The sequence below is a fragment of the Hazenella coriacea genome (assembly GCF_004341825.1).
In the GTDB taxonomy this organism is placed as follows: domain Bacteria; phylum Bacillota; class Bacilli; order Thermoactinomycetales; family Thermoactinomycetaceae; genus Hazenella; species Hazenella coriacea.
The window spans coordinates 535,050-553,755 of the sequence record NZ_SMAG01000001.1 but is presented as its reverse complement, the minus strand read 5'-3'; the positions used below and the strand labels follow the sequence as shown (position 1 = coordinate 553,755).

The 18,706-nt window shown below is 39.1% G+C and carries 20 protein-coding genes; 14 read left to right on the top strand and 6 right to left on the bottom strand.

The genetic code is table 11. The annotated features are described in order from the left end of the window. Positions 1–41: 41 nt before the first annotated feature. The gene (locus EDD58_RS02715) at positions 42–407 is read right to left on the bottom strand and encodes a DUF3899 domain-containing protein (RefSeq protein WP_131923289.1); all 366 of its coding nucleotides are present in this window, start codon (positions 405–407) and stop codon (positions 42–44) included. Positions 408–581: 174 nt separating this feature from the next. Here EDD58_RS02715 and EDD58_RS02710 point away from each other — a divergent pair, with 174 nt between their 5' ends. From EDD58_RS02710 to EDD58_RS02685, 6 genes are all read left to right on the top strand, one after another. Beyond that, positions 582–2,249, top strand: coding sequence for a peptide ABC transporter substrate-binding protein (locus EDD58_RS02710; protein WP_131923288.1), 1,668 nt, complete (start codon positions 582–584; stop codon positions 2,247–2,249). 498 nt (positions 2,250–2,747) lie between these two features. Beyond that, positions 2,748–4,370 carry a peptide ABC transporter substrate-binding protein gene (locus tag EDD58_RS02705; RefSeq protein ID WP_131923287.1) on the top strand — a complete coding sequence of 541 codons (1,623 nt, stop codon included), beginning with the start codon at positions 2,748–2,750 and terminating at the stop codon, positions 4,368–4,370. Between the two features lie 114 nt (positions 4,371–4,484). Continuing rightward, positions 4,485–5,414: an ABC transporter permease gene (locus tag EDD58_RS02700; RefSeq protein ID WP_131923286.1), complete on the top strand. Its 930-nt coding sequence runs from the start codon at positions 4,485–4,487 to the stop codon at positions 5,412–5,414. A gap of 7 nt (positions 5,415–5,421) precedes the next feature. Further along, a complete protein-coding gene (locus EDD58_RS02695) occupies positions 5,422–6,348 on the top strand; it encodes an ABC transporter permease (protein ID WP_131923285.1) in 927 nt (308 codons plus the stop codon). A 14-nt stretch (positions 6,349–6,362) separates the two neighbouring features. After that, positions 6,363–7,382 (top strand): ABC transporter ATP-binding protein, encoded by a 1,020-nt coding sequence (locus EDD58_RS02690; RefSeq protein WP_131923284.1) that lies wholly within the window; start codon positions 6,363–6,365, stop codon positions 7,380–7,382. Further along, positions 7,379–8,392 (top strand): ABC transporter ATP-binding protein, encoded by a 1,014-nt coding sequence (locus EDD58_RS02685; RefSeq protein WP_131923283.1) that lies wholly within the window; start codon positions 7,379–7,381, stop codon positions 8,390–8,392. Before EDD58_RS02690 ends, EDD58_RS02685 begins: the two co-directional genes overlap by 4 nt. Before the next feature lie 112 nt (positions 8,393–8,504). Here EDD58_RS02685 and EDD58_RS02680 read toward each other — a convergent pair whose 3' ends face one another. Then, positions 8,505–8,726, bottom strand: coding sequence for a NifU family protein (locus EDD58_RS02680; RefSeq protein WP_424321642.1), 222 nt, complete (start codon positions 8,724–8,726; stop codon positions 8,505–8,507). Positions 8,727–9,034: 308 nt separating this feature from the next. On the opposite strand from EDD58_RS02680, the gene cysK reads away from it, so the two are divergent. From cysK to EDD58_RS02660, 4 genes are all read left to right on the top strand, one after another. Then, positions 9,035–9,961 carry a cysteine synthase A gene (cysK, locus tag EDD58_RS02675; protein WP_131923281.1) on the top strand — a complete coding sequence of 309 codons (927 nt, stop codon included), beginning with the start codon at positions 9,035–9,037 and terminating at the stop codon, positions 9,959–9,961. A gap of 6 nt (positions 9,962–9,967) precedes the next feature. Continuing rightward, the gene (locus EDD58_RS02670; RefSeq protein WP_131923280.1) at positions 9,968–11,101 is read left to right on the top strand and encodes a bifunctional cystathionine gamma-lyase/homocysteine desulfhydrase; all 1,134 of its coding nucleotides are present in this window, start codon (positions 9,968–9,970) and stop codon (positions 11,099–11,101) included. A gap of 118 nt (positions 11,102–11,219) precedes the next feature. After that, complete coding sequence (locus EDD58_RS02665; protein ID WP_341539259.1) at positions 11,220–11,546, top strand: DUF1462 family protein; 327 nt, start codon at positions 11,220–11,222, stop codon at positions 11,544–11,546. Between the two features lie 165 nt (positions 11,547–11,711). Then, positions 11,712–11,951: a YuzB family protein gene (locus EDD58_RS02660; protein WP_131923279.1), complete on the top strand. Its 240-nt coding sequence runs from the start codon at positions 11,712–11,714 to the stop codon at positions 11,949–11,951. A gap of 101 nt (positions 11,952–12,052) precedes the next feature. On the opposite strand, the gene mqnE (EDD58_RS02655) is transcribed toward EDD58_RS02660, so the two are convergent. After that, complete coding sequence (gene mqnE, locus EDD58_RS02655) at positions 12,053–13,153, bottom strand: aminofutalosine synthase MqnE (RefSeq protein ID WP_131923278.1); 1,101 nt, start codon at positions 13,151–13,153, stop codon at positions 12,053–12,055. Between the two features lie 21 nt (positions 13,154–13,174). After that, positions 13,175–14,266 carry an aminofutalosine synthase MqnE gene (gene mqnE, locus EDD58_RS02650; protein ID WP_243648625.1) on the bottom strand — a complete coding sequence of 364 codons (1,092 nt, stop codon included), beginning with the start codon at positions 14,264–14,266 and terminating at the stop codon, positions 13,175–13,177. Between the two features lie 367 nt (positions 14,267–14,633). On the opposite strand from mqnE (EDD58_RS02650), the gene EDD58_RS02645 reads away from it, so the two are divergent. Together EDD58_RS02645 and erpA are read left to right on the top strand one after the other, a co-directional pair. Then, positions 14,634–14,873 carry an aspartyl-phosphate phosphatase Spo0E family protein gene (locus tag EDD58_RS02645; protein WP_131923276.1) on the top strand — a complete coding sequence of 80 codons (240 nt, stop codon included), beginning with the start codon at positions 14,634–14,636 and terminating at the stop codon, positions 14,871–14,873. 83 nt (positions 14,874–14,956) lie between these two features. After that, positions 14,957–15,313, top strand: coding sequence for an iron-sulfur cluster insertion protein ErpA (gene erpA, locus EDD58_RS02640; protein ID WP_131923275.1), 357 nt, complete (start codon positions 14,957–14,959; stop codon positions 15,311–15,313). 43 nt (positions 15,314–15,356) lie between these two features. Here the strand turns inward: erpA and EDD58_RS02635 are convergent, their stop codons facing one another. Further along, a complete protein-coding gene (locus EDD58_RS02635; protein ID WP_131923274.1) occupies positions 15,357–15,617 on the bottom strand; it encodes a hypothetical protein in 261 nt (86 codons plus the stop codon). Positions 15,618–15,732: 115 nt separating this feature from the next. Then, the gene (locus tag EDD58_RS02630) at positions 15,733–16,734 is read right to left on the bottom strand and encodes an NAD(P)/FAD-dependent oxidoreductase (protein ID WP_131923273.1); all 1,002 of its coding nucleotides are present in this window, start codon (positions 16,732–16,734) and stop codon (positions 15,733–15,735) included. A 301-nt stretch (positions 16,735–17,035) separates the two neighbouring features. Between EDD58_RS02630 and EDD58_RS02625 the strand changes: the two genes are divergently transcribed. After that, positions 17,036–18,226: an NAD(P)/FAD-dependent oxidoreductase gene (locus EDD58_RS02625; RefSeq protein ID WP_131923272.1), complete on the top strand. Its 1,191-nt coding sequence runs from the start codon at positions 17,036–17,038 to the stop codon at positions 18,224–18,226. 301 nt (positions 18,227–18,527) lie between these two features. Then, positions 18,528–18,701, top strand: coding sequence for a YuiA family protein (locus tag EDD58_RS15325; RefSeq protein WP_165875774.1), 174 nt, complete (start codon positions 18,528–18,530; stop codon positions 18,699–18,701). Positions 18,702–18,706: the final 5 nt, after the last annotated feature.

Below are 18,706 nucleotides of genomic sequence, written 5' to 3'. Positions count from 1 at the left end.
TCGTCCTCACCGATTCTACGGCATTTGAAAGACCCATTTGTCTACGAATAGATGATAAAAGCAGACAAACTTAACACAAGTCCAGAAATAAAAGTAACCCATTTCACTTGTTTTAGGATCTGTGCTAGCTTCTTCTTGTCAAATTGATCTTCATCATCATTAAAAAGTTCATCTGAAGAATGTACTTGTCCAGGTTTTATCAATTTTTTATATCCTGCGGTAAAGTTTTCAAAAAATCCGCCTTGGATCACATAAATGGAACCAGCGATCACAAGTTGAAGTCCTCCAATAATAAAGACTTGGTTACTCCAGTCAAAAGGATTCATCCCAGATGCAAAAAATGTGATTCCGAAAGATAAGGTTAAATTAGCCAGAATAATTCCTATTAATTTATACAGTAGACTCACTCCTTTTTTTGGATTTTATATGAAATTACGTCCTACCTCTGACATATTTTTGTTATACTCTTTTATATTAGAACCGATTCATTTATACTTAACAAGTCAAATGTTTTATATCAAGAAAAAAATAATTGTCAGAAAAGCGTGTAACTATTGGAGCAGAATAGGGGGTCCTGCAACATGAAAGGGAAGTGGAAATCCCTGATTGGGCTTGTTCTTTCCACAAGTTTAGTCATTACTGGTTGTAGTGTTAGTAGTTCGGGTGATAAAGAAGCTTCACTTGCTGAAAATCAAGTACTTCGGTTGTCGATCCCCGCAAGTATTCCTACGTTGGATAGTGGTATAGCTATTGATACTGCTTCCATGGATGTGTTAAACAATATCCAAGAAGGACTTATGCGGTCAGGGAAGACGAATCAACCGGAAAATGGAATCGCTGAAGATGTGGAAATTAGTGAAGATAAGATGACTTATACTTTTAAATTACGAGAAGATGCTAAATGGAGCGACGGAAAGTCTGTAACAGCCAAAGACTTTGAATATGCTTGGAAGCGGGTCCTTGATCCTAAGACAGCATCCCAGTATGCACATCTATTCTACCCGATTAAAAATGCACAAGAATATCATATTGGACAAGATGAGAATGGAAAACCTACAAAAGCAACAGTCAATCAAGTGGGGATCAAAGCTAAAGATGACCAAACTCTTACAGTAACATTGAAGCGACCCATGTTTAATTTTCTCAGCGTAATCACACTGCCTACATTTCTTCCGATCAGAGAAGACATCCATAAAAAATTCGGCGATCAATATGCACTACAGCCTGAAAATATGCTTTACAATGGACCATTTGTACTCAAAAGCCAATCCCAGAGTAAATGGGTCTTAACTAAAAATGAACAGTACTGGGACAAAAATTCCGTTTACTTAAACACGGTTGAATTGTACACAGTGAAAGATGTAGCTTTAGGGATCAACTTATATAATGCAGGACAAGTAGATACGGCTATGTTGGATCAAGCTTTTGTTGATGCCTTTAAACAAAGTCCCGATTATGTAAAAGTGGATCATGCCTCAACTTTTTATGTTCAAATGAATCATAGCAAATCATTTACTAATAATGCTAATATTCGAAAGGCAATTTCTCTTGCTATTGATCGACAAGATATTACTCAAGGGATCTTAAAAGATGGCTCAGCTCCAGCTTTATCCATGGTTCCACCCTCTCTGAATGGGGCAGGTAATAAATCCTTTCGTAGTCATGGAGAAGTGATTTCACCGAATACCGAATTGGCTCAACAATACTTTAAAACAGGATTAAAAGAACTAGGTCTAACCAAGGCACCAGATCGAGTCGTGTTAGTTTGTACTGATACAACTACTTCTAAAAATGTTGCGCTTACGATCAAAGATCAATTGCAAAAGATTCTGGGATTGGATGTCAAATTAGATTCACCTCCTTTGAAAGTGAGATTAGAGAAAGCAACTAAAGGTGAGTTTGATTTAATGTTAAGTGGCTGGGGTGCTGACTATAACGATCCAATGAGCTTTTTAGATATTTGGACGAGTGATAACTCGATGAACCATACTCGGTATAAAAATCCACAATATGATCAACTCATTCAACAAGCAAAAATGGCTAAAACCCAAGAGGAACAGTTTAAATATTTATTACAAGCGGAGCAGAAGTTAGTGGGTGTCCAAAATGGTGATACTACCATTGCACCTCTCTACTATATGTCCGAATCTATACTACAAAAGACGAAAGTCAAAGAAGTTTATCGTCATCCGTATGGAGCTACTCTCAGTCTAAAATGGGCGTATATAGCAAAACAACAAGATAAGTAAGGTAATTTTTGAACGAACTTTCGATTTTGTGCATGGCGAAAGTTCGTTTTTTTATTGGAAAGGGAAAATTTTTTAACTTTCGTGATCTCGAACGGAAAAGATATTTTTTATTGTAAATTGATGAAAAAACTATGATTTTAGCAGAGCGAAAGAGATTGGCTGTCTTTTCTGAATCTTTTCATCTATATTTCCAAAACATTACACTTTACAAATGATTCAATTATGAGTTTAATATAAATATGCGATACGAAATACCCCTAACGACTAAAGATAAAATTGTTTGAAATTTACGCTGATTTACACGTTTTGTTCACAAGTTGTTTACTTCTCCCCAACATTTTTTCTTTTGGAATGGGAGTAAGCGAAATTTTTTTTAATATCATTGAAAATGGTAGTGTAATTTTTCTAAAAAAGGGGAAATAACCTACACATTCAAAATTGGGTTTAAGACCATTTGGGTCTAAACTATATATTCATTTTATCTAAGGGGGTAAACCAATGAGCAAGAGATTAAGATTCTCGTCCTTGTTAGCTATTTTATTAGTAGCTGTACTAGTATTATCCGCTTGCGGAGGTGGTTCCGATAGCGCGAGTAACGAGCAAGTTCTAAACATGCTTGAGGCACAAGAACCACCAGGTCTTGATAGTGCCAAAACCACAGACTCGGTATCATTTAATATTCTGAACAACACCATGGAAGGTCTTTACCGGATCGGACAAGATGGAAATCCTACATTGGGAATAGCGGCTGAAGAGCCACAAGAAAGTGAAGATAAATTAACTTATACTTTCAAACTTCGTGATGCACAATGGAGCGATGGAAAACCTGTAACTGCTCATGACTTTGAATATGCTTGGAAACGTGCACTAGATCCAGCAACCGCTTCTGAGTATGCATACATTCTTTACCCAGTGAAAAACGCTGAGAAATATAATACACAAAATGGAACTGCTGATGAAGTAGGAGTTAAAGCGAAAGACGAAAAAACGTTGGAAGTAACCTTGGAAAGCCCAATTCCTTACTTCAAAGACTTACTCGGTTTTCCAACATACTTACCACAACGGAAAGATATTGTTGAGAAATATGGTGACAAATATTCTTTAGAAGCTGGTAACTTAGTTTACAATGGTCCATTTGTTCTGTCTGAATGGAAACATAACCAAAACTTCGTGTTAAAGAAAAACACTGGTTACTGGGATGTAAAAACTGTTAAGTTAGAACAGATCAACTTTGATATTGTAAAGGATGGCCCAACTGGAATCAACCTTTATACAACTAATAAAGTTGATGTGGCACCAATTCCAGGTGAGTTTGTAGATAAATACAAAGATCACAAAGAAAAAATTAATGTGGAGCAATCTTCTTCTTGGTATCTAGAAATGAACCAAACGAAGCCTGCTTTCCAAAATAAGAAAATCCGCCAAGCAATCACACTTGGTATTGATAGAGATAAATATGTAAATGAAATCTTGAAAAACGGTTCAATCCCTGCAACGGGTCTTGTTCCTGTAGATATTAAGTTAAATGACACTCAAAAATACCGTGATGTAGCCAAATTTGATGCAGTTAGATTTGATCCAGCTGAAGCGAAAAAGCTTTGGGCAGAAGGTATGAAAGAGCTTAACATGGATCCAAATCAAGCTTTTGAGCTTGTAGGTGATGACACCACGGGTGCTAAGCGTAACCTAGAGTATGTTAAAGAACAATTACGTGTGAATGTAGGTGCGAACGTCAAAATCACCTCTGTACCATTTAAAGAGCGTCTACAACGTGGTAAAGACGGCAAATTTGACATCTTACTATCTGGTTGGGGTGCAGACTTCAACGACCCAATGACTTATGTTGATCTTTTCACCACTGGAAACAGCTTTAACCGTGGTAAGTGGAGTAACCCAGAATTTGATGCATTAGTGAAAAAATCGAAAAACAATGCAAACTTTGAAGAGCGTGGCCAAGACCTCATCAAAGCAGAAAAAATCTTCTTAGAAGATTACGGTGTTGCTCCAATCTACTTTAGAGGTTTAATCTTCCTTGAAAAACCTCATGTCAAAGGCTTAGTAAGACACGCGATTGGACCAGATTATTCTTATAAGTGGGCTTATGTGGAAGGGAAGAAATAAAAAACTTTCCATTGAGTAATTCTTATATTCATGGTTACATGAAGGTATATGTCCACGTGACATATACCTTCCTTATTCATACGTTAATTGTTTAAAGAAAGGGTGTGAAGTAGTGTGTTAAGGTTCACTTTAAAGCGTTTTTCCTACATGATTATTACTCTCTGGGTTATCGCAACAGCAACCTTCTTCTTGATGCATTCTTTACCAGGAACTCCCCTTCAAAATGAAGAGAAACTTCCAGAAGCCATTAAAGAGCAGATTATCGCAAGCTATGGTTTAGATCAGCCGCTTCATATTCAATACGTTAAATTTTTAGGTCAATTAGTTCAAGGTGATTTGGGTAAATCACTTCAATATGATGGACGACCCGTCGCTGAAATGTTGATGGATGGATTTGGTCCGTCTGCAATCGTTGGTGCACAAGGTATTATTCTTGGTGTGATGGTTGGATTACTACTTGGAGTTGTAGCTGGATTAAAACGAGGAACAATTATAGACAACTTTGCTACCATGTTTTCTGTCGCTGGGGTATCGATCCCTAGCTTCGTTGTCGGAGCGCTACTTTCTTTCTGGATTGGTGTAGAGTTCGGATGGCTACCACCCGCTTTATGGGGGACTTATGAACATACGATCCTCCCTTCGATCGCCTTATCATTAGGGGTTATCGCTCAGATTTCCCGTTATGTTCGGACAGAGATGGTAGAGGTATTAGATCAAGATTATATGAAAACCGCAAAGGCTAAAGGATTAGGGAAATCTTCAATTGTGTTTAATCATGCTTTACGAAATGCATTGATCCCAGCGATTACGATCTTAGGACCATTAACTGCTGGTATTATTACAGGTTCCTTTATTATTGAGCTTATTTTTGCAATCCCAGGTATGGGTAAATACTTTATTGAAGCGATTGGTGTTCGTGATTATACGATGATTATGGGTGCTACCATTTTATATAGTGCACTGATTGTTTTTATGATTTTTATCGTAGATATTTTGTATGGCATCATCGACCCCCGCATTCGCGTAGCAGCAGGAAAGGAGTGAGAGTAAAATGCAAAATACGAATAACTTATCACCAGATCTATTTCAACCGGCTAATATTAGCGAATCAGAACAGCAGCATCTCGGTCGTGAACGGATAGGATTTTGGAAAGATGCTCGGCGTCGTTTTCGCAGAAATATTGGAGCGATGGTTGGTTTATCTTTAATTATTCTGATTCTTGTGATGGCAGTCTTTGTACCTATTTTTAGTAAATACGATTACCAAACACAAGATATTCCGATTCAAAACCAAAGTTATAGTTCAGAGCATTATTTTGGTACAGATAGTTTTGGGCGCGACCTATGGACTCGTACTTGGTATGGTGTACGTATTTCACTTCTCATTGCCTTTTTGGCTGCCTTTATTGACTTGGTGATTGGTGTGACCTATGGAAGTATTTCAGGTTACTTCGGGGGTCGTTTGGATACTATCATGCAGCGGATTATTGAAGTGTTGTATGGAATTCCGAATCTAATCGTCATTATTTTAATGTTATTGATTTTTGAACCTGGAATTGTACCGATTGCTCTAGCGATTTCGATCACAGGTTGGATCGGGATGGCTCGGATCGTGCGTGCACAAGTTTTAAAGTTAAAATCACAAGAATATGTGTTAGCTGCTCGCACTTTAGGAGCATCCAATGCTAGAATCATGGCTAAACACTTAATCCCTAATGTGATGGGATCCATTATCATTGCAGTCACATTTACAATTCCGTCGGCTATATTCTTTGAAGCATTTCTAAGCTTCATCGGATTAGGAATTCAAGTACCAGAGGCCAGCTTAGGCTCATTGGTGAACGATGGAAGTAAATACTTGCAGATTTTCCCTTATCAGCTCGCTTTTCCAGCTACAATTCTAAGTGTAATTATGTTGTCATTTAACTTGGTGGGGGATGGCTTACGTGACGCCCTTGATCCAAGAATGCGTAAATAAAAAGGGGGATCAGGATGAGTAAAATATTAGATGTACAAGATCTTCACGTTTCTTTTAAAACATATAATGGTGAAGTAAAAGCAGTACGTGGAGTTAGCTTTGATGTGAATAAAGGGGAAACTGTTGCGATCGTAGGAGAGTCTGGTTGCGGAAAAAGTGTTACTTCTCAAACGATTATGCGCCTGATCCCCAATCCGCCAGGGATGATTAAAGGCGGCGAGATAATTTTTGAAGGTAAAGATCTAGCTAAATTAAGTGAAGATGAAATGCAATCGATTCGTGGTGCGGAAATTGCGATGATTTTCCAAGATCCGATGACTTCATTAAATCCAACATTGACCGTAGGACGACAAATTACAGAAGGTCTCATGAAGCACCAAAAAATGAATGCGAATGATGCCAAAGTAAAAGCGATTGAAATGTTACGTCTTGTTGGGATTCCAAGCCCAGAATCACGAATTAAACAATATCCACACCAATTTAGTGGTGGGATGAGACAACGTGCCATGATTGCGATTGCACTCTCATGTGCTCCGAAGTTATTAATTGCAGACGAACCAACAACAGCTTTAGACGTTACTATTCAGGCACAAATTATTGACCTGATGAAGGATTTACAAGAGAAAATCGAGACATCCATTATTTTGATTACCCATGATCTCGGTGTTGTTGCTGATATTGCAGATCGTGTTGTGGTGATGTACGCAGGAAAAGTAGTTGAGACAGGAACATTGGAAGAGGTTTTCTATAGTCCAAAACATCCATACACATGGGGTCTTCTTGCTTCCATGCCTCGTTTAGATCAATCAAGTGACCAGGAGTTGTTGCCGATCCCAGGTTCTCCTCCCGACTTGCTTTCTCCACCGACAGGATGCGCATTTGCTGCACGCTGTAAACATGCGATGAAAATTTGTCAGCAACAAATGCCTGAAGCCACTTCGGTGTCAGATTCTCACCGAGTTACCTGTTGGTTAGAGCATCCAATGGCTCCTGATGTGAAACCGCCAATTGAGATCGGAGGGGAAGCTAAATGAGTGATGTAAGTACGAAGAATCAGACGGCTAACAATACGGATGTAGAACAAGACCTTATTTTAGAAGTCAAAGATTTAAAAAAGCATTTCAATGTAGGTCGTAATCAGATTGTACAAGCGGTAGATGGAGTTACATTTAATGTGCGTCGTGGTGAAACGTTAGGTCTTGTTGGAGAGTCTGGATGTGGAAAATCGACGGTAGGGCGTACCTTGATTCGTCTTTATGAGGCAACCAGCGGCTCTGTTAATTTTAATGGAGAAAACATTTATAGTCTTAAAGGTAAAAAGCTCAAGGAATTTAATCGGAAAATGCAAATGATTTTCCAAGATCCTTACGCATCCCTAAATCCTCGGATGACAGTGATGGATATTATTGCTGAGGGGATCGACATCCATGGCTTAGCTACAGGTGAAGAACGGAAAAAACGTGTGATTGAATTACTGGAAACAGTAGGGTTAAATGCGGAACACGCTGATCGTTTTCCCCATGAATTTAGTGGTGGACAACGTCAACGGATTGGAATCGCTCGGGCACTTGCAGTGAAGCCTGACTTTATTATCGCTGACGAACCAATCTCAGCCCTAGACGTATCGATTCAGGCTCAAGTCGTAAACCTACTGAAAAAATTGCAAGAAGAAAGAGGACTTACCTATCTCTTTATTGCGCATGACTTGTCTATGGTTAAATATATTTCAGATCGTGTTGGGGTTATGTATTTAGGGAACTTGGTGGAGCTATCTGATAGTAATGAGCTATATGATCATCCTCTACACCCTTATACAGAAGCTCTCTTGTCCGCAGTGCCCATTCCTGACCCCGATTTGGCTAAAACGAGAGAACGCATTATTCTCGAGGGGGATGTGCCAAGTCCAATTAATCCTCCAAGTGGTTGTCGTTTTCGTACCCGTTGTCCGAAGGCTATGGAAATTTGTTCTCAAGTACAACCTACTTGGACCGAAGCACGTCCAAATCACTGGGTCGCTTGTCACTTATATGAGGGTGAGAAATAAAAACTATTTAAATATAAAACTAAACAGCCTAGAATTCCAATTACCATGGAATCTAGGCTGTTTGTTTGTCAGCAGAATAAAACGCCCCCAGATTTGAAGGCGTTTTGAGGTCTTATAATACTTGCTCTACTTCTTTCACTTCTGGAATTTCTTCCATTAGGGCACGTTCAATCCCTGCTTTTAAAGTGATTGTAGAACTTGGGCAACTGCCACAAGCGCCTAAAAGGCGAACACGGACAACCCCATCTTCGATTTCTACTAACTCTACATCGCCGCCATCACGTTGAATGAACGGGCGTAATTTATCCAATACTTCTTGTACGCGCTCTTCCATGAATTCCATCCCCTTTCGTTCAAATGGGCATCATCAAAGAAACGCTTTCATAAACATGAAAACGCTTCATTTTGAGACTATACCATGTTCATTGTATTTTTTTTTACTGTGAAAATCAATGATAAATTAGACATGGAGAAGTTTGGTACATAAGATCAAGTGTGTGTGGTGATTTCTCTAGAGATTGTTGCAATAACTTTTATCCCTGAAAATTCATCTTTTTTCTAGAAGGTAAAATTGATAAGATGAGAATGAGTATCATCTATTTATGAAAGACACTATAGCATGTCGTTAGAAAGGGAGAATATATGAAGTATTTAGCTAATGATATAAAGGAACTAATTGGTTACACACCAATGCTTCATTTAAAAAGGATCAATAAGAACAAAAAAGTTGAGCTGTATGGAAAGCTAGAGTATTTTAATCCTGGTGGTAGTATTAAGGATCGCCTTGGAGTTGCACTGATTCGTGAGGGAGAGCGATCAGGTTTGTTGCAGCCGGGTGGTACTATTATTGAACCAACTGCAGGGAATACAGGGATTGGGCTAGCTTTAGCTGCGATTGGAACCGATTATCGTGTCATCTTTGTGGTACCAGAAAAGTTTTCTGAAGAAAAACAAGAGTTGATGCGTGCATTGGGAGCGGAAGTGGTTCAAACTCCCACGGATCAAGGAATGAAAGGGGCGATCCAAAAGGCGAAGGAATTAACCGAGGAGATTCCTAATGCTTATTGTCCCCAACAGTTTACGAACCCTGCTAACCCACTTGCCCATTATGAAACGACAGGACCGGAGATTTGGGAGCAATTGTCGGAGAATATTGATATATTTATTGCAGGTGCAGGGTCTAGTGGTACTTTTATGGGAGTGGCTCGTTACCTGAAAGAAAAAAATCCCAAGATAAAAACAGTCATTGTTGAGCCTGAAGGTTCTATTATCGGTGGTGGAGAGGCTGGACCTCATAAAACGGAAGGAATCGGAATGGAGTTTTTCCCTGATTATTTTGATCGGTCATTCATTGATGAAGTCTATACTGTGAACGACGATGATGCTTTTGCTTTAGTTAAACAGTTGGCAAAAAGTGAAGGTCTACTAGTGGGAAGCTCCTCAGGGGCAGCTTGCTATGCGGCTTTAAAAGAAGCCGAAAAGGCACAACCTGGAGCACGAATTGTTGTAATTTTTCCAGATGGTAGTGAACGGTATCTAAGTAAAAAAATTTATCAGGGTGGAGAGTGAGAAGATATGAAAATAGATACAAAGCTGATCCATGGTGGTGTCTTTGGTGACCCTCATACAGGTGCAGTAAGCGTTCCCATATACCAAGTTTCTACTTATCAGCAACAACGAGTGGGCGAGCATGCAGGGTATGAATATTCTCGTACAGGGAATCCAACTCGTGACGCATTAGAAAAATTGATGGCTGAACTAGAAAATGGTGTAAGGGGCTTGGCATTTGCTTCCGGAATGGCAGCCATGTCCACTGTTCTTTCTTTGTTTAATCAAGGAGATCATCTGGTGGTTGGCGATGATGTGTACGGAGGAACATTTCGTGTCTTGACCCGAGTATTTTCCCGACTAGGCTTGAAAGCCACATTTGTAGATACCAGTGATATTCAAGCAGTTGAGAATGCCGTTCAAGAAAATACGAAAGCTATTTTTATGGAAACACCTAGCAATCCATTACTAACGGTCAGTGATTTGAAAAAAATCTCTACTCTCACTAAACAAAAAGGGCTTTATTTAGTGGTTGATAATACTTTTTTAACCCCTTATTGGCAAAATCCGCTTGATCTTGGTGCGGACATCGTCGTTCATAGTGGTACCAAATATTTGGGAGGACACAGTGATGTCGTTGCCGGAATAGTTGTCGTTAAATCAGAGGAATTAGGCGATCAACTGCACTTTATTCAAAACTCAATGGGTGGAATTCTCGGTCCTCATGACTCCTGGCTTTTAATGCGTGGAATCAAGACACTGGGTTTGCGGATGAGACAGCATGAACAAAATGCAAGGCAGATTGCCCAATGGTTACAGGATCATCCGAAGGTGAATAAAGTATTTTATCCTGGGCTTTCTCAACATCCAGGGCATCAAACTGCACTTGAACAGTCACGTGGTTTTGGAGGAATGATTTCGTTTGATGTAGGAGATGGAGAACTTGCCGATCAGATCGTGGAAAAGGTAAAGTATTTTATCTTAGCTGAAAGCCTAGGTGCTGTGGAAAGTCTGATCTCGATCCCTGCTCGCATGACCCATGCCTCTATTCCTGCGGAACGTCGTGCTCAATTAGGTATCACGGATGGGTTAATTCGTATTTCAGTGGGTGTCGAAGATCTAGAAGATTTAATCGCTGACTTAGAGCAAGCGATGAGCTAAGTGGTGATTAGATTGAAAGTAAGGCCACTCATAGTGAATGCCAGTGAAGAGTGCCTAAGTAATGGAATGGAACGAAGTTAGATGTTTGCAGTATATTAATCGCCCAAAGGAGAACGATATGTCAGAAATGAAAGCGCTTGAGGTTTGTGTGTATGGGACCGATCAGCTATGCCCGAGCTGTATCCATGCGCCTTCATCTCGAGAAACAGCCTCATGGCTTGAAGCCGCATTAATAAGGAAATATGGATCAAACGTGCATATCCGTTATATTGATCTGGAGAAACCAGAGAGTCCCGAAGAATTGGCATTTAGTAAGAAAGTGATAGAGGAAGACCTATGGTATCCAGTTGTCGTTATCAATAAAGAGATAGTAGCTGAAGGAGTTCCAAAGTTGAAGGATATTATCTCGGCGATTGAACGCCAAGGGATCATTCATACCAGTTAAATATTTGTTCATTGAATCGTTCCAGTTGTGATGAATAAACTGGAACTTTTTTTATTTTCGAATGGGTACTAATTCTAATGAAGGGATTTTGAGATCAATGATTCTTTCGTTGTATAATATAATGGGGTCTAGATATGATTTAAGTAGAATGGTGGGGAAGGAATAATGAGACCACTCATTGAATTTTGCGTAAACAATTTAACTAGTGATGTTCTTGAGGTGAAGAAGAAGTTAGAAAAAGATCCTTCTCTGGATGTCTTAGAGTATGGTTGCCTTGGGCATTGTGGAATCTGCGCACAACAACCTTATGCGTTGGTGGATGGGGACTTGGTGATGGCTGATTCTGCTGACGAGTTACTTGAGAAAATCTATCAAAAAATCGAAGAGATGGAGATTCGATTTTAAATATAATATGAGACTGTTATATTCGATTCCTTTTATTATAAAAAATAAAGCCTATATCTTAATCTAGTTAAGATATAGGCTTTATCTATGCTGTTTTAGTTTTATTCATAAACTTTGATTTCGTTATAGAATGTATCACGTTCTACAGGGATTCGGTTAGCACCTTGGATTAACCAAATTAGTTCATCACGGGTTAAAGCAGTTTGACTTAAAGCCCCTACGGCATGACTAATCCGTTCTTCAACGAGTGTTCCGTGAAGATCAGAAGAACCATAATGAGTAGCCAGTTGGGCAAGTTGAGTTCCAATATTAATAAAGTAAGCTTTCACATGTGGGAAATTGTCCAACATTAAGCGACTAATTGCTATTGTTTTAAGGTCATCCATCGCAGAAGTCCGCCGTTTGATCGATGCATTGATACTTTTGGGTTGCATGGCTAGTGGAATAAATACCATAAATCCATGCGTTTCATCTTGTAATTCTCGAAGACGAAGCATATGAATTAATCGTTCTTCTTTCGTTTCGATCGAGCCATATAACATCGTGGCATGGGTTTTCAAACCAAGTTGGTGAGCGATTCGATGAGCTTCAAGCCATTGATCTGTACTTGCTTTATCAGGGCTCATTTTTTCACGATAACGCTCAGTTAAGATTTCTGCTCCGCCTCCTGGTAATGTATCTAGACCTGCGGAGATTAAATCTTTAAGTACATCTTCCATGGTTCGACCTGTGATTCGGGCAAAAAACTCAATCTCAGCTCCTGTATATGCCTTAATGGTTACATCAGGATAATGTTTTTTTAGAATAGAGATGGTGTCTAAGTAATAATCAAACGGAACCATATGGTTATGTCCACCAACGATGTGAAATTCACGAATTCCGCTAGTGAAACGCTTTCCTACATACTCTAAAAGTTCATCAGGAGACATGGTGTAGGCTCCATCTTCTCCAGGATCACGACGATATCCACAAAAAGCACATTTAGCCTCACATACGTTGGTGGGATTGATATACATGTTTTGAATAAAATAGACTTTATTTCCATTTTTCTTCAAGTTAGATTGATTGGCAAGTTGAGCAATCGTTAATAGGTCAGGCGAATGGTATAAAGTCAAACCATCTTCCAAAGTTAAACGCTCGCCATTTTGTACCTTTTCAACGATTACAGCCAAATCATGATCAGTTGCTATTAGGTTTGCCATGGTAGGGCCCCCTCCCAGAAATCATTCAAATCTCTGAATCTCTTTATAAAAAGTATCTCTCTCGATCGGAATCCGACCCATCTCTTTGATGATATCAATAAATTCTTGCTTAGACGTCATTCCACTAGTTTTGTGACCACCTGAATAAGCGATGGCTTCTTCCTTAACAATTCCACCAAGATCATCTACACCAAACTGTAAAGACACTTGTGCTAGCTTCAAACCAATCATCCCCCAAAGAGCATGAATATGAGGAAAGTTGTCTAGCATTAACCGTGCCACTGCTAATATTTTTAAATCATACAATCCTGTAGTCTGTTTTCCCTGCAGATTAAATATTTCTGAGAGTTTGGTGTTATCCGGTTGAAAAGCGTAAGCAGAAAATGCTTGGAATCCTTGAGTTCGATCTTGGTGATCTCGTATTCGAATGAGATGATCGATGACATGCTCAGGCTTTTCAATATGTCCATATAAGATCGATGCATTAGATTTTATACCTAGGTTGTGAGTGACTTCATGGATTTCAAACCACCGGTCAGAATTGGTTTTGTGTCCAGAAATCACTTTACGAACATCTGGATCAAAGATCTCTGCACCTCCACCGAGGATGGAATCAAGTCCTGCATCTCGGAGTCGAAGGATCGTTTCTTGGACACTCATTCTAGAGGTACGTGCTAAGTAATCTAGTTCAACAGCTGTGAAAGCTTGCACATGAATATCTGGATTATACCTTTTAACGGTACGTACCATTTTCTCATAATAAGAAAATGGTAACTTAGCATTGACTCCACCAACGATTTGAAGTTCGGTGAATGGTTGTTCAGAAATTTGTTTAGAGTGCTCTTCAATTTTCTCTAAAGAAAGTGTATAGGAATGAGGGTGATCGGGCTTGAGTCCAAAAGCACAAAGATTACAATTGAGATAGCAAACATTGGTATAATGAAGATGTGTATTTACAATGAAGTGTACACGTTCTCCATTTTTGCGCTTTCGAATGGTATCTGCCATTTTTCCGATCGTAAGCAGATCATTCGACTTCATCAGACGAATTCCGTCGTTGTAGGAAAGTCGATCACCCTGTGTTACTTTCTCTTGAATGTCATTGAGGGGCACAGATAATTGTGTGGTTGAGATCTCACTGGCTCCCCTTTCATCTGGGGTACAATTGAGTTATTACGCAACTCTAAATAACAGGAAATGATCCTCTACATTCTAACATACATAGGGTTTGAATTGAACACTTCACCCATCTCCACGAGCTTAGGGATTGGAAAAGTCAAATATAAGGATCGACAATCCTTGAAGTAGTAAAAGACGAGTTTTGTCAAAGTTCAGTGTCTAAAAAGATGATTCAATTGAAAAAATTGTAAAAAAAGCTTTCCTTATTCTAGGAGTATGTGTATACTTAAGGTGAGATAGATACTCGAACAAATGTGCTTGTTTTTGCTTAGAAGCGTGGAGCAAAAAGGAGGGGAGTCCGTTGTGGCTACGGACTTTAGAAGAGAGAATGGAAGCGGTCAGAAAAAAGATGGAGAATACTGCGATGGTTTTAGGGATTGGTCACCCCAAAGTCTACCAACTCAGTCGTGAACTCGATCAGCTTCATAATCAATGGGAACGAGAAAAAGCCAAAACAAAGCAAGAGAAAATTTACCGTTTACATTCAAATCATTCCAAAACGAAAGAAAATTCATTGATTAGTGTTTACAATGTTGTTTAAATGGGAAGTGTCCCAATGTCGATGAGTCAGTTGTATCATGCTTTAGTCCCCTTGTATACTAGAGAGAGAAGGAGGGTGATCAAATGATTACACTGACTGAGCAAGCAGCTCTTAAAGTTAAGGAAATGATTGCAGAACAGGAACAACCCGAGAAATTATACCTTCGTGTAGGTGTTCAGCATGGAGGATGCAGTGGTTTTTCATATGGAATGGGATTTGATGAAGAGAAGAAAGAATCAGATCTATTATTAGAGATCCATGGGATTAAAGTATTGATCGACCAAGAAAGCAAGCCTCTACTTGAAGGAACCATTATTGATTATAAAGAATCGATGATGGGTGGCGGCTTTAGCATAAATAATCCAAATGCAATTGCAACTTGTGGCTGTGGTTCTTCATTTCGAACCGCTACTGAAGCAGGTACACCTGGCGATTGCTAATGACTTTGAAAATCTTCCTTTCTTATTTGAAAGGAAGATTTTTTCATAGGCTAATTTCAGTAATAAGCTTTACATCCATATAATTACATTGCTCACAATAGATCAGATGAGGGCATTGATGGGTAGTCATATCTATATACCCATCAGTCATTTTTAGATCATCAATAGGGCGATAGGGGCTATATTGCATATAAAAGTCACTCAAGCGCCCTTCATCGTTTAAATGGTTTCCACATTGAGGGCATTGTTCATGATAATGGTGAAAACCATTACAGATTGGGCATGCAAAGGATCCAGATTTCATTGGCTCTTTCCTCCTTACTAGTAGAATCTCAAAGTAAAGAGGGAACATTCATGATTTATATATAAAGAATCCCTTTTTCTGTGATCAATTATTGGAAAAAGGGATTTTTGTGTAGCTAAAGTTTTAAGTTAGAGCTGTGTCCAGGCTGTAAACGAGCTTGTGGGTCTATGTATTGTTTGGCATTGTTAACTGCTGTAGGAGCTTCACCAAATCCTACAGCGATCAGCTTCACTTTTCCTGGATAAGTAGCAATATCTCCAGCGGCAAAAATACCTGGTATATTTGATTCCATTTTAGTATTTACTCGAATACTCCCGTCCTCAATTTCCAATCCCCATTCTTGGATGGGACCTAAAGAAGAGACAAATCCAAAGCTAACAATCACTTCATCTACATGTAACTCTTCACAAGTTTCCTTTTTTGGATCACAAATGATTGCTTTTTCAATGTGGGTTTCTCCGATCAATTCTGAAATCTCTCGTGGTGTAATCACTTGAACACTAGATTTCTGTAAAAGTTCTACACTATGTTCATGTGCACGAAACTTTTCACGGCGATGAATCAAAGTTACGCTCTTGGCGATTGGCTCAAGCATTAATGCCCAGTCAACGGCAGAATCGCCTCCACCTGCGATTAACACATCTTTTCCGGCAAACTTTTGCTTATCGCTTACAAAATAGTGGAGATTGGTTGACTCAAAGCGATCTGCATCAGGTACAGCCAATTTGCGAGGCTCAAAAGCTCCACATCCAGCTGTGATGATCACAGACTTGCTCCGATGAGTCTGTTTATTTGTGATGATTTCGAAAAAACGTTCTTCTTTTTTCGTTACTTTAATCACTTTTTCTTCTAAATAAACTTTTGGTTGAAATAGCTGACATTGTTCGATTAGGTTGTTTACAAGGTCTTGGGCTGTAACTTTGGGAAAACCAGCAATATCATAAATATACTTCTCAGGATATAAAGCTGAAAGTTGTCCTCCCAATTGTGGCATACTTTCGATGAGTGTTACGGATGCTTTTCGCATCCCGGCGTAGAAGGCTGCAAATAAGCCAGCTGGACCGCCTCCGATCACGGTTATATCGCTCCATTGATCATCATGTAAGTGTTCGGTCATCGTGATCGCACCTCCGGAGAGTTCCTAAATTTATAGTGCTACCTCTATCATAACCTATAAATTAGGATTAGAATGTGAAGAGAAATGAAAAAATTCCCTTGCTATGATTTAGAGCAAAATCGGATAGATTAGTAAGAAGTGGATACAATGTGAACAAAAAGCCCTTGCCAAAAGATCGTGAAAATCATATCATAATCATTGGTATGATTCAATAAGTACGACTGAATACTGTTCGTTTAGTTTGTGAGATAGTAATCATAATTTTATTTTTAGTAAATTTGCAGATGGATGTGATTAAAGGATGAGTGTACCAAAAATTGTAATCCTCGGCGGAGGATATGGCGGCCTAATGACAGCAAAAGGGTTGCAAAAAGAGCTTAACTATAATGAAGCTGAAGTAACCTTAGTAAATCAAAATTCTTATCACTATATCACGACAAAATTACATGAACCAGCAGCTGGTACGGCACATCATGATCATGCTCGTCTAGCGATTTCCTCCGTAATCAACACCGATAAAGTACGTTTTGTACAAGATAAAGTAACAGCGATTAAGCTTGAAGAAAAAGAAATCCAGCTAGAAAACCATGAGCCCCTCCAATATGATTATCTAGTGATTGGTCTTGGAAGTGCTCCAGAGACCTTTGGAATCAGAGGTCTTTTGGAAAACGCTTTCTTTATTCGGAATATTAATGGGGTACGTATGATTCGCGAGCATATGGAATATATGTTTTCCCGTTATCAAAATGAGAAAAAAGAAGAATTAATCACCATTGTTGTAGGTGGAGCTGGATTTACAGGGATCGAATATGTGGGCGAATTGGTTGATCGTATGCCTGAGCTATGTCGTGAATACGATATTCCATTGGAAAAAGTACGGATCATCAACGTGGAAGCAGCGCCAACCGTTTTACCAGGCTTTGACACTGAATTAGTTGATTATGCAGTGAAGTATTTAGAAAGCAAAGGTGTCGAATTCCTCATTAGCACTCCGATTGAAGAATGTATGGAAGATGGCGTTATTCTTAAAGGCGGAAGAGAGATTAAAGCCGCTACGGTTGTTTGGACAGGCGGGGTAAGAGGAAATAAACTAGTGGAAGACTCTGGCATTGAAACGATGCGTGGACGAGTAAAAGTGGATGAATTTTTACATGCACCTGGTCACGATGATGTATTTGTTCTTGGGGACAGTGCTCTTGTCATCAATGAGGAGATTAACCGCCCATATCCTCCAACGGCACAGATTTCAACACAACAAGGACAATTACTTGGTAAAAACCTTGTGGCTAAAATTCGCGGTGGAGAAATGAAATCATTTAAATACATGCCAAAAGGAACCGTGGCTTCGCTTGGACGTAAGGAAGCAATTGGTTTTGTAGGTACGAAAAAGTATTACGGCGCAAAAGCTGCTCTGTTGAAAAAGTTGATTGACCTTCGTTGGCTATATCTGTTAGGTGGAGTTTCTCTAGTATTACGTAAAGGGAAACTATAAGCCGTTTCAGTTCTCTGCTAAAGACTTCTATGGACGGACAATGTGGAGATCACAACTTCCAAAGCAGTTTGCAACTCAATAATATATAGCAAAAGCCAGAAATTTGTCATAAGAAATTCTGGCTTTTTGCTGTGATTTTGAGAAATTAGATGATAAACAATGCTTTTTTGATATGATAACGCTTACATAGAGGGTGATGTTATTTGATAGAGGTTTTTATAGTTTTACAAAATGAATCTTTTTCGATAGTATATTCTGAAAATAGAATAAAATAAGAAAAAGGGGCGTGGTTGGGTTGGCTATGAGACAAAATGCATCCACATGTAACTATTGTAATGGTTCAGGATATGTTCAACTTCTGTTGGGAGGATCAGAAACATGCTATGCTTGTAAGGGAAGCGGTAAAAAAGATAACCTTAACCAATATATTCAACAAAATAATAGCAGTAAATGGTCTTGGGCTGAAAATTCATAATTTTT

Excerpts from the sequence above, each read along its gene's own strand:
- EDD58_RS02710 (WP_131923288.1), top strand. The coding sequence starts at position 582 with ATGAAAGGGAAGTGGAAATCCCTGATTGGGCTTGTTCTTTCCACAAGT.
- EDD58_RS02705 (WP_131923287.1), top strand. The coding sequence starts at position 2,748 with ATGAGCAAGAGATTAAGATTCTCGTCCTTGTTAGCTATTTTATTAGTA.
- EDD58_RS02695 (WP_131923285.1), top strand. The coding sequence starts at position 5,422 with ATGCAAAATACGAATAACTTATCACCAGATCTATTTCAACCGGCTAAT.
- EDD58_RS02690 (WP_131923284.1), top strand. The coding sequence starts at position 6,363 with ATGAGTAAAATATTAGATGTACAAGATCTTCACGTTTCTTTTAAAACA.
- EDD58_RS02685 (WP_131923283.1), top strand. The coding sequence starts at position 7,379 with ATGAGTGATGTAAGTACGAAGAATCAGACGGCTAACAATACGGATGTA.
- EDD58_RS02680 (WP_424321642.1), bottom strand. The coding sequence starts at position 8,726 with ATGGAAGAGCGCGTACAAGAAGTATTGGATAAATTACGCCCGTTCATT.
- cysK (WP_131923281.1), top strand. The coding sequence starts at position 9,035 with ATGAAGTATTTAGCTAATGATATAAAGGAACTAATTGGTTACACACCA.
- EDD58_RS02670 (WP_131923280.1), top strand. The coding sequence starts at position 9,968 with ATGAAAATAGATACAAAGCTGATCCATGGTGGTGTCTTTGGTGACCCT.
- EDD58_RS02665 (WP_341539259.1), top strand. The coding sequence starts at position 11,220 with ATGTCAGAAATGAAAGCGCTTGAGGTTTGTGTGTATGGGACCGATCAG.
- EDD58_RS02660 (WP_131923279.1), top strand. The coding sequence starts at position 11,712 with ATGAGACCACTCATTGAATTTTGCGTAAACAATTTAACTAGTGATGTT.
- mqnE (WP_131923278.1), bottom strand. The coding sequence starts at position 13,153 with ATGGCAAACCTAATAGCAACTGATCATGATTTGGCTGTAATCGTTGAA.
- erpA (WP_131923275.1), top strand. The coding sequence starts at position 14,957 with ATGATTACACTGACTGAGCAAGCAGCTCTTAAAGTTAAGGAAATGATT.
- EDD58_RS02635 (WP_131923274.1), bottom strand. The coding sequence starts at position 15,617 with ATGAAATCTGGATCCTTTGCATGCCCAATCTGTAATGGTTTTCACCAT.
- EDD58_RS02630 (WP_131923273.1), bottom strand. The coding sequence starts at position 16,734 with ATGACCGAACACTTACATGATGATCAATGGAGCGATATAACCGTGATC.
- EDD58_RS02625 (WP_131923272.1), top strand. The coding sequence starts at position 17,036 with ATGAGTGTACCAAAAATTGTAATCCTCGGCGGAGGATATGGCGGCCTA.
- EDD58_RS15325 (WP_165875774.1), top strand. The coding sequence starts at position 18,528 with ATGAGACAAAATGCATCCACATGTAACTATTGTAATGGTTCAGGATAT.